This window comes from Caulobacter sp. GW822-FHT07D08, from assembly GCF_058798735.1.
Map to the genome: position 1 here is coordinate 122,879 of NZ_JBXAKU010000002.1, position 13,566 is coordinate 136,444.

Genomic DNA, 13,566 nt, shown 5'->3' on the forward strand with positions numbered 1-13,566 from the left:
TAAAAAAAATTCATGTACCCCATTTTTACAGCGGTCAGTGCTTGTGTTCGGCCATGGCGGGAGCCTGCCTGCCGGACGGCGGGACCAGTTGGACGGTCAGGTCGACCCGCGCCTTGCGGCCGTTGTCGAAGACCAGGGTCACGGGAACTTTTTGCCCCACGGTCTGGGCCGCTTTCAGCGACAGGATCATGAGGTGGTAGCCGCCGGGGGCGAAGGCGACCTGACCGCCGGCCGGGATCACCACGCCCTTGTCCAGCTCGCGCATGGTCATGACGCCGCCCACCATGGCCGACTGGTGGATCTCGACCGAGGCGGCGGCCGGGGTTTCCACGCGCCTGAGGGTCACCGGCGTCTTGCCGGCGTTGTCGATGGTCATGAAGCCCACCCCGTTCATGCCGGCCTGGGCCGGGCGGCTCCAGGGCTGGCGGATGGTCAGGGCGCCGAGCTTGTAGTCGCCGGCGTGAGCCAGCGGGGCGGCGACGGCGGCGGCCAGGATGGCGGTCAGGGCGATGGCGAACGGACGCGACATGGGCGCTCCTCCTCAGTGATGGTCGGGCGTCAGCCCTATGAAGCCCTTGGCTGGCGGACGCTAGTGATGTCCGGTCTGCGCCGCCGGCTTCTTCTTCGGCGCGCGCAGGAGCATGCCGCGCGCGATCTCTTCCTCGCCGATCAGGGCGTGGGTGGCGCCCATCTGCTTGAGAAGCGCGACGTCGGCGTCGGTATAGGCCCGGGCGACGATCTCGCAGTTGGGGTTGGCGGCGCGGGCCTGTTCGATGATGCGGCTGGCTTCGAACGGGCTGGGCACGGCGACGAACAGGTGGGTGGCCTTTTCGAGGCCGGCCTTCAGCAGGACCTCGGGCTTGACCGCGTTGCCGCCGATCGTCTCATAGCCGGCCTTGCGCAGTTCCTCGGCGCGCTCGGGGTCGTCCTCGATGACGACCAGCGGGGTCATGGCCTTCAGGCCCTCGGCCACCAGCTTGCCGACGCGGCCGTAGCCGACCAGCAGGGCGTGCGGCTTGGCGGCGGCCAGGATCGGCGGCTCGCCGGCGGCCTTGCGCTCCTTGGCGATCATCTTGGGCAGCACGCGGTCCAGCAGGGCGAACAGCAGCGGGTTGAGCAGGATCGACAGGATGGCCCCGGCCAGGATCAGGTCGCGCCCCTCGGGCGGCAGCAGTTTCAGCGAGACGCCCAGGCCCGCCAGGATGAACGAGAACTCGCCGATCTGGGCCAGGCTGGCCGAGATGGTCAGGGCGGTGCTCATCGGGCGGCGGAAGGCCAGGACGATGCCCAGGGCGAAGATCGACTTGCCGATGATGATGATCGCCACGGTGGCCAGCACCGCCAGCGGCTGCTGCAGCAGGACCTGATAGTTGAACAGCATGCCGATCGAGACGAAGAACAGCACGGCGAAGGCGTCGCGCAGCGGCAGGGTCTCGTTGGCGGCCTGCTGGGAGAGCTCGCTCTCGGCCATGATCATGCCGGCGAAGAAGGCCCCCAGGGCGAACGACACGCCGAACAGCGCGGCCGAGCCGAAGGCGACGCCCAGGGCGATGGCCAGCACGCCCAGGCGGAACAGCTCGCGCGAGCCGGTGTGGGCGACGCGGTGCAGGATCCACGGGATCACCCGGCGACCGACGATCAGCATCAGGGCCACGAAGGCCACGACCTTGCCGATGGTGATGGCGAAGGCGCCCAGGACGCCGCCGCCCAGGAAACCGGAAGCGGCCTGGTTGGCCGGCGCCTCGCCGCCCAGCATGCCGGACAGGGCGGGCAGCAGGACCAGCGCCAGCACCATGGCCAGGTCCTCGACGATCAGCCAGCCGACCGCGATCTTGCCGCGTCCCGTCTCGATCAGCCGTCGCTCCTGAAGCGCGCGCAGCAGCACGACGGTCGAGGCGACCGACAGGGCCAGGCCGAAGACGATCCCCGCCCCGACGCTCCAGCCCAGAAAGACCGCCAGGCCCAGGCCCATCGCCGTCGCCGCCGCGATCTGCACGACCGCGCCGGGGATGGCGATGTTCTTCACCGCCATCAGGTCCTTCAGCGAGAAGTGCAGACCGACCCCGAACATCAGCAGGATCACGCCGATCTCGGCCAGCTGCGGCGCCAGCTCCTGGTCGGCGACGTAGCCGGGCGTGAACGGCCCGACCACCACGCCGGCCAGCAGATAGCCGACCAGCACGGGAAGCTTCAGCCGGTTGGCGATGGCGCCGAAGATGAAGGCCAGGCCCAGGCCCGCGACGATGGTGGCGATCAGCGAGGTGTGATGCACGAGTTCTCCTTGACGGTCATCCTTTTCGAGCGTACTCAACCAATATGGGTGATGAAGCCCGGGTACGCCAGATGCCGCACGCAAAAATTCTCCTCCCGGCGCAATGCCGGGCCGCTCGCGGGCTGATCAATTGGTCCCAAGGCGAACTCGCCGATCGGGCGGGCGTTTCGCGCAGCACGGTCAAGGACTTCGAGACCGAGCGTCACGCCTTGCACCATAGCACCGAACGCCTCCTGATCGATGCGATCGAAGCCGGCGGGGTGTCGCTGATCGTGGCGGATACAACCGACGGGAACGCGGCGGGGCCGGGCGTGCGCCTCAAGAGGCCAACTTAAACAACGCAGGAGGGCGCGTGGCGCACGAGGTTTCCCCAGAGAGCTACAAGGACCTGGTCCTGTTCCTGGCGACCGCCGGTATCGTCGCGCCGCTCTTCAAGCGGCTGAAAATCAATCCGATCCTGGGTTATCTGCTGGCCGGGGTCATCCTGGGGCCGTTCGGCCTGGGCCGGTTCATCCCCTACGCCCCGTGGCTGGACTACGTCACCGTCGACAATCCCGATGAAATCGCCCAGCTGGCCGAGTTCGGGGTCGTGTTCCTGCTGTTCATGATCGGGCTGGAGCTGTCGTGGGAGCGCCTGCGGCTGATGCGCCGATGGGTGTTCGGCCTGGGCGCGATCCAGGTGATCGCCTGCTCGCTGGGCCTGGGCGCGGTGGCCATGCTGCTGGGCCAGAGCCCGGTGGCGGCCCTGACCATCGGCGCGGCCCTGACCCTGTCCTCGACCGCCATCGCCGTGCCGGTGCTGGCCGAGCGTCGCCGCCTGCATTCCGAAGCCGGCCGCGCCACCTTCTCGGTGCTGCTGTTCCAGGACCTGGCCGTGGCGCCGATCCTGATCACCCTGGCCATCCTCGGCCGCGGCCATGGATCGTTCCAGGTCAAGGACCTGCTGGCCCTGGCGCCGGCCGCCGTCGGTCTGGGCGCGATCGTGCTGGTCGGACGCCTGGCCCTGCGGCCCATGCTGAAGTCCGTCGCCAAGGCCAAGAGCGAAGAGATGTTCATGGCCGCCTGCCTGCTGGTGATCATCGGCGCGGGCCTGGTCAGCGCGCTCTCGGGCCTGTCGATGGCGCTGGGCGCCTTCGTCGCCGGCATACTGCTGGCCGAGACCGAGTATCGCCACGAGGTCGAGGTCAAGATCGAGCCGTTCAAGGGCCTGCTGCTGAGCCTGTTCTTCGTCTCGCTGGGCATCCGCCTGGATCTCTCCCTACTGGCCGCCCAGCCGGTGGCGATCCTGGCCACGGCCGTCGGCCTGATGCTGCTGAAGACGGCCGTGGTCTTCGTCGGCGGCCTGGCCATGGGCCTGAACCGGCGCGCGGCGATCGAGGCCGGCCTGATCCTGGCGGCCGGCGGCGAGTTCGCCTTCGTGCTGCTGGACAAGGCGATCGACGCCGAGGTGGTGTCGCGGCCGCTGGGCCAGGCGGTGCTGGTCTCGGCCACCCTGACCATGTTCCTGATCCCGGCCCTGGCGGCGCTGGGCGGCTATCTGGGCCGCAAGAGCGCGCCGCTGCCGATCAGCGAAACCCCGCCGTCCACGCCGCGCGAGCCGGACCGCGTCGGTCCCGAGCCGGCCGGCCAGGTGCTAGTCGTTGGCTATGGCCGGGTCGGCAAGCTGGTCGGCGACATGCTGGGCCGCCACGAGCTGTCGTGGATCGCCGTCGATCGCGACGCGCGTCTGGTCGAGCAGGGACGGCGCAACGGCGAGCGCATCTATTATGGCGACGCCTCGCGGATCGAGCTTCTGGAGCGCTGCGGCCTGGCCACGGCCAAGGCGGTGGTGGTGACCATGGACGCCTTCGAGGTGGCCGAAGCCGTGGTCGCCGCCGCGCGCGGGGCCCGGCCGGACGTGCCGATCGTGGTCCGCGCCCGCGACGCCCACCACGCCGCGCGGCTCTACGAGCTGGGCGCCACCGACGCCGTGCCCGAGACCATCGAGGCCTCGCTGCAGCTGTCCGAGGCCGTGCTGGTCGATATCGGCGTGCCGATGGGCCTGGTCATCGCCTCGATCCACGCGCGCCGCGACGAGTACCGCAAGAAACTGAACCGCCCCGACGCCCTGGGCGGCCGCCGCCGGCGTCTGCGCGACGCCTCTCTGTGAGAAGACGCTACACCGCTTCCGCCCGGTACCCCCGGCGGTGATGGCCCGCCGCCTTCACGAGGCGCAGGAAATGCGGGCAGTCCATCAGTAGCGGGACCTTGCAGTCGGCGGCGTGGGCCAGGCCCTCGCGCAGTCGGGTCAGCTGTTCGATGCGGCGGTCCAGGTCGACGGCCTTGGCGCGAAGGGCCGCGCGGTCGATGTCTCGGCCGGTTCGCTTGGGGCCGTCCAGCATCCCGCCGATCTCGTCCAGCGAGAAGCCGCAGGCCCGACCCAGGGCGATCAGCGACAGCCGCTCGATCACGGCCGGGGCGAACAGCCGCTTGAGGCCCCGCCGGCCGGTCGAGGCGATCAGCCCCTTTTCCTCGTAGAACCGCAGGGCCGAGGCGCGCACGCCGGTCCGTTTCGCCAATTCCGAAATATCAATCTCGAACACCGCTTGACCTCAAGTGCGCTTTAACTTGCAGGATGCGCGGGGAAGACGACGATCGCAACAACAGGGAGACGCGCGTGAGCGACCAGGACATGGCGGCCTATTGGGACCGCGCCGGGCAAGTGTGGGTCGAGCAGCAGGGGCTGCTGGACCGGATGTACCGGCCCATCGCCCGGGCGGTGGTCGACGCCGCCGACCCGCGCGCGGGCGAGGCGGTGCTGGACGTCGGCTGCGGCGCGGGCGCGACCACCTTCGAGGCGGCCTGGCGAGTGGGTCCGGAAGGGCGGGCGGTCGGCGTCGACATCTCGCCGGCGCTGCTGGCGCTGGCGCGACGCCGGGCGGGCGAGGATGGTCTGGAGGGCGTGGACTTCCTGCAGGCCGACGCCCAGACCCACGCCTTCGAGGCCAAATTCGACGCCATCGTCTCGCGGTTCGGGGTGATGTTCTTCCCCGATCCCGTCGCGGCCTTCGCCAATCTGCGCGCGGCCTTGAAGCCCGGCGGCCGCCTGGCCTTCGCCTGCTGGCGCGGGCCCGAGGACAACGCCATCACGACGGTCCCGCTGGCGGCCGCCGCGCCGTTCCTGCCGAGCCTCCCGAAGTTCGAGAAGGACGCGCCGGGCCGCTTCGGCTTCGCCGATCCGGACCGGGTGCTGGCGATCCTGCAACAGAGCGGCTGGCGCGATGTGGTGGTTGATCCGCTGGACGACCCGACGCCGGTCAGCGCCGAGGAACTGCTGACCATGAGCCTGCGCGTCGGTCCGCTGAACCCGATCCTGGCTGGCCAGGACGAGGCCGTGCGCGAGACGGTTGGAGCAGCGGTGACGAAGGCGCTGGAGCCTTACGTGAAGGATGGCGTCGCCGAGATGAACTCGGCCTGCTGGCTGGTGACCGCGAAGGCTTGAGTTTCGGCCTGTTCGCCTCTAATGACTTCTGGGTCATTAAAGGCGAACAGGCATGCAGGCCGGAAATCCCAAATGGCGTCGACGCGCCGAGGCGCGGCCGGGCGAGATCGTCCAGGCGGCGTTCGAGGTGTTCGCGGAGAAGGGCTTCGCCGCCGCCAAGCTGGACGAGATCGCCGCCCGGGCCGGCGTCTCGAAGGGCGCGCTCTATCTCTATTTCGAGACCAAGGAGGACATCTTCCGCGCGGTGGTCCGCGAGGCGGTGGCCCCGAACCTGGACATGGTCGAGGCCATGCTGGCCCAGGCCACGATCCCCTTTCCCGACATGCTGCGCCTGATGTTCGCCCGCCTCGCCTCGGTGATCGCGACCACGAGGCTGGGGGCGGTGGCCAAGCTGGTCATCGGCGAGTCGCGAAACTTCCCGGAGCTGGCCCGCGTCTGGCACGACGAGGTGGTCAGCCGCGCCCTGACGGCGATCGGAAACGCGATCCGACGGGGCCAGGAGCGCGGCGAGGTCCGGCCGGGCGACCCGCGCCTGCAGGCCTTCAGCATCATGGGGCCCATCCTGACCGGCGTGATCTGGCGCGAAACCTTCACCCCCGTCGGCGCGCCCCCCGTCGATCTGGAGGCGCTGATCGCCCAGCACGCCGACACGGTGCTGCTGGGCCTGACGCCGCGCCTGGAGGGCAAGTCTTGAAGCCCGCGGCCCACCCCTCTCCTGGCCGTATCGTCGCCGTCGTGGCGGGCGTCGGTCTGGCCGGCTTCCTGGGCTGGCGACTGTTGGGGCCGGACGCCCATCGGCCGCACCGGCTGTCGGGCTATGTCGAGGGCGAGACGCTGTATGTCGGGGCCGCGAACGCGGGCCTGGTCAGCACGGTGGCCGTCCAGCGCGGCGATCGGGTGAGAGCCGGCCAGCCGCTGTTCGCCCTGGACGCGGCCCAGCTGACCGCCGCCCGCGACCAGGCCGCCGCCCAGGTGGCGATCGCGCAGGCTCAGCTGCGCGACGCCGAGAAGGGTCAGCGCCCGCAGGAACTGGCCGTCTATGACGCCGAGCGCGCCGCCACCGAGGCTCAGATCCGCCAGGCCCGGTCGGACTATGACCGCATCGCGCCGCTGGTGGCCAAGGGCATCTATGCGCCGGCGCGTCTCGACCAGGCCAAGGCCGCGCTCGACACCGCCCGCGCCAACGCCGCGGCCGTGGCGCGGCGCAAGACCGTCGGCGGGCTGGGCGCGCGGCCGGACGCCGTGGCCGCGGCCCAGTCCGCCGTCGCCTCGGCCCGCGAGACCCTGACCGCCGCCCAGTCGCGTCTGGATCAGATCAGCCCCAAGGCCCCGGCCGCCGCCCGGGTGCAGGACGTCTTCTACCAGCCCGGCGAATGGGCGGCCGCCAACCAGCCGGTCGTGGCCCTGCTGTCCGACGACCGCGTGCGGCTACGCTTCTTCGCGCCCGAGGCCGAGGTGGCGCGCTATCGGCCGGGAACGATCGTCCGCTTCTCGTGCGACGGCTGCGGGGCCGAGCGCTCGGCGCGGATCAACTATGTCAGCCCTCGGTCGGAATTCACCCCGCCGGTGATCTACAGCCGCGAGGCCCGCCAGCGCCTGGTGTTCCTGGTCGAGGCGAAGCCCGAGCCCGGTCCGGCCCTGGCGCCGGGCCAGCCGGTCGACATAGTTCCTCTGGACGGCTCGTCCAAGGGGGATGGCCGGTGAGCGACCTGGCCGTCGATGTCCGGGGGCTGAACAAGAGCTTCGGCCCGCGCCACGTGGTGCGGGACCTGGCGATCCAGGTCGGGGCGGGCAAGATCACGGGCTTCCTGGGACCCAACGGCTCGGGCAAGACCACGACCCTGCGGATGCTGTGCGGCCTGCTGACCCCGGATAGCGGCGAGGGGCGGGTTCTGGGTCTCGACTTCCGCAAGGACGCCGAGGCGGTCAAGCGCCAGACCGGCTACATGACCCAGAAGTTCTCGCTCTACGAGGACCTGTCGATCGAGGAGAATCTCGATTTCGTGGCCCGGGTCCACGAATTGGACCGTCGCCGCGAGCGGGTGAGGGACAGCTTGGACCGCCTGGGCCTGACCGCCCGCAGGAAGCAGCTGGCCGGCAGCCTGTCGGGCGGCTGGAAGCAACGCCTGGCCCTGGCCGCCAGCGTCATGCACGAACCCAGGCTGCTGCTGCTCGACGAGCCGACCGCCGGCGTCGATCCCAAGGCGCGGCGCGAGTTCTGGGACGAGATCCACGCCCTGTCGGCCGAGGGCCTGACCGTGATGGTCTCGACCCACTACATGGACGAGGCCGAGCGCTGCCACGACATCGCCTACATCGCCTACGGCAAGCTGATGGCGCGGGGCACGGCCGAAGCGGTGATCGCCGAGAGCGGCCTCATCACGTTCCGCGCCGAGGGGCAGACGGCCGAAGGACTGGGCGCGGATCGCCTGGCCGGGGATCTCGCCACGGCGCCCGGCGTGCTGATGGCCGCGCCGTTCGGGTCGGCCCTGCACGTCAGCGGAACCGACCGCGCGGCGCTGGAGGCGGCCATCGCGCCCTATCGCAAGCCGCCCCTGGAATGGATCGAGGTCCAGCCGACCCTGGAGGACGTGTTCATCCGGCTGATGGATCAGTCGTCGGACAATTTCCAATGAGCGCCCGAGGCGGCAGGGGGAGGCGGCTCTCCGGCGCGCGCATCCTGGCGGTGCTGATCAAGGAGTTCATCCAGCTCACCCGCGACCGGCTGACCTACGCCATGATCCTGGTCATGCCGATCGTGCAGCTGCTGCTGTTCGGCTACGCCATCAACAACGACCCGCGGAACCTGCCGATGGCGGTGCTGGTGCAGGACCAGGGGCCGATGGCGCGCTCGACTCTCTCGGCCCTGGTCAACAGCGGCTATTTCGAGATCGTCCGCACGGCGACGTCCCCCCGGGAGCTGGACGAAGCCGTGGCGCGCGGCGAGGCGCAGTTCGCCCTGACGATACCCGCCGACTTCACGCGGCGCGTGGTGCGCGGCGACGCGGCCCAGATCCTGGTCGAGGCCGACGCCTCGGACCCCGCCGCGACCGGCGGGGCGCTCGCGGCGCTGTCCAGCCTGCCCCGGACGGCCCTGACGCGCGATCTGGTGGGGGCGGTCGCCCCAAGGAGCCAAGGGGCGGCGGGCGGCGACCCGTTCGAGGTGGTGATCCACCGCCGCTACAATCCGGAGGCCATCACCGCCTACAACATCGTGCCGGGCCTGCTGGGCGTGATCCTGTCGATGACCCTGGTGATGATGACCGCGCTGGGCGTCACGCGGGAATATGAGCGCGGCACCATGGAGAGCCTGCTGGCCACGCCGGCCCGGCCGATCGAGGTGATGATCGGCAAGCTGACGCCCTATGTCGCCGTCGGCGTGATCCAGACGGTGGTGATCCTGGTCCTGGCCAAGGCCCTGTTCGCCGTGCCGATGGGAAGCTCTGATCTTCTTGGGGGCTGGCTGGCCCTGAGCCTGGGCGTCCTGCTGTTCATCATCGGATCGCTGGCCCTGGGCTTCCTGATCTCGACCGTGGCCCGCACCCAGCTGCAGGCGATGCAGATGTCATTCTTCTACATCATGCCCTCGATCCTGCTGTCGGGCTTCATGTTCCCGTTCCGGGGAATGCCGCAATGGGCTCAGGCCCTGGGCGGCGTGATCCCGGTGACGCACTTTCTCAGAGTCGTGCGCGGCGCCTTGCTCAAGGGGCTGGACGCCGCCGAGCTTTGGCCAAGTCTTTCCGCGCTCGGATTGTTTGTCGTCGCGATCTCCGGCCTGGCCATGGCGCGGTACCGGACCACTCTGGATTAGGTTGACGTTCTCCAGGACCTGACTGAAGAGGTTGAAATGTGCGGTTTTTAGGCGACGCTTTGCGAATGCTTGATCGTTTCCCGCCTTCAAGCCCTTGCGCGCGACCTGTTCACGTGCGAACCCAGCGGAGCTGACGCTTATCTGCAGTGGATGTCGGCGGGCACGCTCGGAAGTTGATTTCTGAGGGGCGGTCTTGTTTGGCTTTCCTGAGCAAAGGGCAGGGGGGCGAAACCTGACGAGTGTGTCTTTGCTGACACTTTCCCGTGGCGTTCGCCTTGGTATAACAGTGCTCGGTCGGTATCCGGCCTGGGCAGGGCAATAGAGGGCTCTTCAACGATGAAACTCAACCTCCTGGCAGGAGCTGCTCTGGTCGCGGTGTTCGCCGCGTCGGGCGTTTCGGCCCAAGAGACCGGCTGGTACGGCGCGGTCGACCTCGGCTATCACTGGCCGCAAAGCCTGAAGACCGAGTCGGACACCAACGCTCCGGACGGTGCTCACTATCACTATGCCTGGAAGTCGGACAGCGACTGGACCGGCTTTGTCCGCCTGGGCTACCAATTCAACCCGCACGTCCGCGCTGAAGTCGAAGGCGGCTATCGCCCCGGCGACCTGACGGGCGTCCGCGGCAACGCTGCTCGCGCTCAGCCGATCGCGCTCTGCACCCCCGGCGTGACCCGCACCGTCGCGGCTCCGACCTGCGGCGCTCCGAGCGGCTCGATCGACTCGTGGACCTTGATGGCGAACGTCATTTATGACTTCGCTCCGGACTCCTGGCTGAACCCGTTCGTCGGCGCCGGCGTCGGCATCAACCGTCTGGATGTCAAGGCCCTGGGCCAGTTCAGCGCCGTTCCGGGCCCGTACACGGCCGCGAACCCCGCGATCCAGAACCTGACGGTCGACGACGACGATATGGCCGTCGCCTGGCAACTGCTGGCCGGCGCCTCGATCAAGGCGACCGACAAGCTGAAGATCGACTTCACCTATCGTTATCTGACCGGTGAAGACCACACGTGGCAGTCGAGCGGCTCGGGCGTTCTGCAGCCGGGCGCGTTCGCTGGCCAGTATCGGGACCAGTCGGTGACCGTGGGTCTCCGCTACTCGTTCGCGTCGCCGCCGCCGCCGCCGCCGCCGCCGCCGCCGCCGCCGCCTCCTCCGCCCCCGCCTCCGCCGCCTCCCCCGCCGCCGCCGCCTCCGCCGCCGCCGCAGTATGAGGCCCGCGAGTTCATCGTGTACTTCCCGTTCGACCAATCGGTCCTGACGCCGGAAGCGCAATCGGTGGTCACGGAAGCCGCGAAGTACTCGAACGACGGTCACGCGACGAAGATCATCGTCGTCGGCCATACCGACACGTCGGGTTCGCCGAAGTACAACGTGAAGCTCTCGGAACGCCGCGCCAAGGCCGTCGCTGACGCCCTGGTCTCGCAAGGTGTCCCGGCCGCCGTGCTCGGCGTCGACTGGAAGGGCGAAAGCGCTCCGGCCGTCGCCACCGGCGACGGTGTGAAGGAACCGCTGAACCGCCGTTCCACGATCTCGATCAACTTCTAAGATCGAATCGACTGAAGACTTGGGAGGGCCCGGCGGCAACGCCGGGCCCTTTCTCTATGTCTGGCGCCGAGCGGGCGCCATTTGAGCCGTCCGGCGACGCTTGGCGGCGCGGCCGCCGACCCCATATCCGGCCTGAAGGCCCGGTTTGCTGGGCTTTAGCGGCGGTCGCGCGAGAGGCGAGCTCGCGAGCGCCGTCCACCGCCGACCACCATCCCTTGTGGCCCTCCTGTTAACGAACGACGTTGTCCGGGGGCGGATGTCCTGGAGCGCCTTGCGGCGTCCTGTCGCGGGTGAAAAAAGTTCGCCTATGCAACCCCTTGATCCTGCCTCACAAGTTCGGGGCGTTCACAGGTTGTTAACGAAAAACTCAGGGCGCGGCCGTTGACGAGTCATTCACCACTGTGGCCCCATATGTGGGTTGAGGGGGCTCCTCAGCCACAAGATATAGCGGCTGACCGGGGCATGTCCCTTCTCCGGAACACGCTGATTGAGCAATGGATTTGGTCATGAACGGCAGTGAAGCGGCGAAGACGAACATCCGGAACGAGGCCCGTCTGGCCGCGATCAAGCCCGCCAAGCGCCCGCAGCTGGCGCTGGTGCAGAAGGTGCTGGTCGATCGCTCGCGCGACGCCCTGCTGACCGACTTCGGCAAGACCACGCTGGAAGACCGCTACCTGCTGCCGGGCGAGTCCTACCAGGACATGTTCGCCCGCGTGTCGACGGCCTTCGCCGACGACGCCGACCACGCCCAGCGCGTCTACGACTATATGAGCCGCCTGTGGTTCATGCCGGCCACCCCGGTGCTGTCGAACGGCGGCGCCGATCGCGGCCTGCCGATCAGCTGCTTCCTCAACGCCGTCAACGACAGCCTGGACGGCATCCTGGGCGTCTGGAACGAGAACGTCTGGCTGGCGGCCAACGGCGGCGGCATCGGCACCTACTGGGGCGGCGTCCGCTCGATCGGCGAGAAGGTCAAGGGCCAGGGCCAGACCTCGGGCATCATCCCCTTCATCCGCGTGATGGACTCGCTGACCCTGGCGATTTCGCAGGGCAGCCTGCGTCGCGGCTCGGCCGCCGTCTATCTCGACATCCACCACCCGGAGATCGAGGAGTTCCTCGAGATCCGCAAGCCGTCGGGCGACTTCAACCGCAAGTCCCTGAACCTGCACCACGGCCTCTCCATCACCGACGATTTCATGCACGCCGTGCGTGACGGGACCAAGTTCGGCCTGCGCTCGCCCAAGACCAACGAGGTCCTGCGCGAAGTCGACGCCCGCGCCCTGTGGCAGAAGGTGCTGGAGCTGCGCCTGCAAACCGGCGAGCCCTACCTGATCTTCTCCGACACGGTGAACCGCGCCATGCCCTCGTTCCAGCGCGAGCTGGGCCTGAAGGTGCGCCAGTCGAACCTGTGTAGCGAGATCATGCTGCACACCGGCACCGACCACCTGGGCCAGGAGCGCACCGCCGTCTGCTGCCTGTCGTCGGTCAACGCCGAGACCTATCTGGAGTGGCGCGACCACCCGACGTTCATCGAGGACGTCATGCGCTTCCTCGACAACGTCCTGCAGGACTTCATCGATCGCGCCCCGGACGCGGCCTCGACCGCCGCCTACGCCGCCATGCGCGAGCGTTCGGTGGGCCTGGGCCTGATGGGCTTCCACAGCTTCCTGCAGAGCCAGAACGTGCCGTTCGAAAGCGCCCTGGCCAAGAGCTGGAACATGCGGATGTTCAAGCACCTGCGCCGCGAGGCCGACAAGGCCTCGATCGCCCTGGGCGAAGAGAAGGGCCCGTGCCCGGACGCCGCCGATCGCGGCTCCAAGGAGCGCTTCTCGCACAAGCTGGCCATCGCCCCGACCGCCTCGATCTCGATCATCTGTGGCGGCACCTCGGCGGGCATCGAGCCGATCCCGGCCAATATCTACACCCACAAGACCCTGTCGGGCTCGTTCGCGGTGAAGAACCCCTATCTGGAGAAGCTGCTCGAGGAGAAGGGCCAGAACACCGACGCGGTGTGGGGTTCGATCCTGGAACAGGAAGGCTCGGTCCAGCACCTGGACTTCCTGAGCCAGGACGAGAAGGACGTCTACAAGACCGCCTTCGAGCTGGACCAGCGCTGGGTGGTCGAGCTGGCCGCCGACCGCACGCCGGAAATCTGCCAGAGCCAGTCGGTCAACATCTTCCTGCCGGGCGACGTCGACAAGTGGGACCTGCACATGCTGCACTGGCAGGCCTGGGAGCGGGGCGTGAAGAGCCTCTACTACCTGCGCTCCAAGTCGGTGCAGCGCGCGGCCTATGCCGGCGCCGAGGACAAGGTCGCGGCGGTCCCGGGCGCGGGCGGCTTCGACGTCCCGGAAAAGACCGACTACGACGAGTGCCTTGCCTGTCAGTAGGCGACGGCCCGTCGGTAAGCCCGGCGACCAGGATCTGTGAAAATGACGGCGGCGCGAGAAATCGCGC

12 protein-coding genes are annotated in these 13,566 nt (G+C 68.8%); 9 read left to right on the top strand and 3 right to left on the bottom strand.

Going from position 1 to position 13,566, the window contains the following annotated elements:
• Positions 1–34: 34 nt before the first annotated feature.
• Both AC1RJ9_RS04390 and ybaL read right to left on the bottom strand, forming a co-directional pair.
• On the bottom strand, positions 35–529 hold the full coding sequence (locus AC1RJ9_RS04390) for a copper chaperone PCu(A)C (protein ID WP_492836317.1): 495 nt from the start codon (positions 527–529) through the stop codon (positions 35–37).
• Between the two features lie 60 nt (positions 530–589).
• Complete coding sequence (gene ybaL, locus AC1RJ9_RS04395) at positions 590–2,272, bottom strand: YbaL family putative K(+) efflux transporter (protein WP_492836319.1); 1,683 nt, start codon at positions 2,270–2,272, stop codon at positions 590–592.
• Positions 2,273–2,343: 71 nt separating this feature from the next.
• On the opposite strand from ybaL, the gene AC1RJ9_RS04400 reads away from it, so the two are divergent.
• Both AC1RJ9_RS04400 and AC1RJ9_RS04405 read left to right on the top strand, forming a co-directional pair.
• Positions 2,344–2,607 (top strand): helix-turn-helix domain-containing protein, encoded by a 264-nt coding sequence (locus tag AC1RJ9_RS04400; protein WP_492836917.1) that lies wholly within the window; start codon positions 2,344–2,346, stop codon positions 2,605–2,607.
• 17 nt (positions 2,608–2,624) lie between these two features.
• Positions 2,625–4,421, top strand: a complete 1,797-nt coding sequence (locus tag AC1RJ9_RS04405; protein ID WP_492836321.1) for a cation:proton antiporter domain-containing protein — start codon at positions 2,625–2,627, stop codon at positions 4,419–4,421.
• Positions 4,422–4,428: 7 nt separating this feature from the next.
• Here the strand turns inward: AC1RJ9_RS04405 and AC1RJ9_RS04410 are convergent, their stop codons facing one another.
• Positions 4,429–4,854: a helix-turn-helix domain-containing protein gene (locus tag AC1RJ9_RS04410; RefSeq protein WP_492836323.1), complete on the bottom strand. Its 426-nt coding sequence runs from the start codon at positions 4,852–4,854 to the stop codon at positions 4,429–4,431.
• Between the two features lie 32 nt (positions 4,855–4,886).
• Here AC1RJ9_RS04410 and AC1RJ9_RS04415 point away from each other — a divergent pair, with 32 nt between their 5' ends.
• The 7 genes from AC1RJ9_RS04415 to AC1RJ9_RS04445 all read left to right on the top strand — a co-directional run bounded on the left by AC1RJ9_RS04415 (position 4,887) and on the right by AC1RJ9_RS04445 (position 13,499).
• Positions 4,887–5,753: a class I SAM-dependent methyltransferase gene (locus AC1RJ9_RS04415; RefSeq protein WP_492836325.1), complete on the top strand. Its 867-nt coding sequence runs from the start codon at positions 4,887–4,889 to the stop codon at positions 5,751–5,753.
• Positions 5,754–5,805: 52 nt separating this feature from the next.
• Positions 5,806–6,447 (top strand): TetR/AcrR family transcriptional regulator, encoded by a 642-nt coding sequence (locus AC1RJ9_RS04420; RefSeq protein ID WP_492836327.1) that lies wholly within the window; start codon positions 5,806–5,808, stop codon positions 6,445–6,447.
• Positions 6,444–7,457, top strand: coding sequence for an HlyD family secretion protein (locus AC1RJ9_RS04425; protein ID WP_492836329.1), 1,014 nt, complete (start codon positions 6,444–6,446; stop codon positions 7,455–7,457). The genes AC1RJ9_RS04420 and AC1RJ9_RS04425 overlap by 4 nt, the downstream gene beginning before the upstream one ends.
• On the top strand, positions 7,454–8,389 hold the full coding sequence (locus AC1RJ9_RS04430; RefSeq protein WP_492836331.1) for an ABC transporter ATP-binding protein: 936 nt from the start codon (positions 7,454–7,456) through the stop codon (positions 8,387–8,389). The genes AC1RJ9_RS04425 and AC1RJ9_RS04430 overlap by 4 nt, the downstream gene beginning before the upstream one ends.
• Positions 8,386–9,564, top strand: a complete 1,179-nt coding sequence (locus AC1RJ9_RS04435; RefSeq protein WP_492836333.1) for an ABC transporter permease — start codon at positions 8,386–8,388, stop codon at positions 9,562–9,564. Before AC1RJ9_RS04430 ends, AC1RJ9_RS04435 begins: the two co-directional genes overlap by 4 nt.
• Before the next feature lie 336 nt (positions 9,565–9,900).
• Complete coding sequence (locus AC1RJ9_RS04440) at positions 9,901–11,109, top strand: OmpA family protein (protein WP_492836335.1); 1,209 nt, start codon at positions 9,901–9,903, stop codon at positions 11,107–11,109.
• Between the two features lie 500 nt (positions 11,110–11,609).
• Positions 11,610–13,499: a ribonucleoside-diphosphate reductase subunit alpha gene (locus AC1RJ9_RS04445; protein WP_492836918.1), complete on the top strand. Its 1,890-nt coding sequence runs from the start codon at positions 11,610–11,612 to the stop codon at positions 13,497–13,499.
• Positions 13,500–13,566 lie beyond the last annotated feature (67 nt).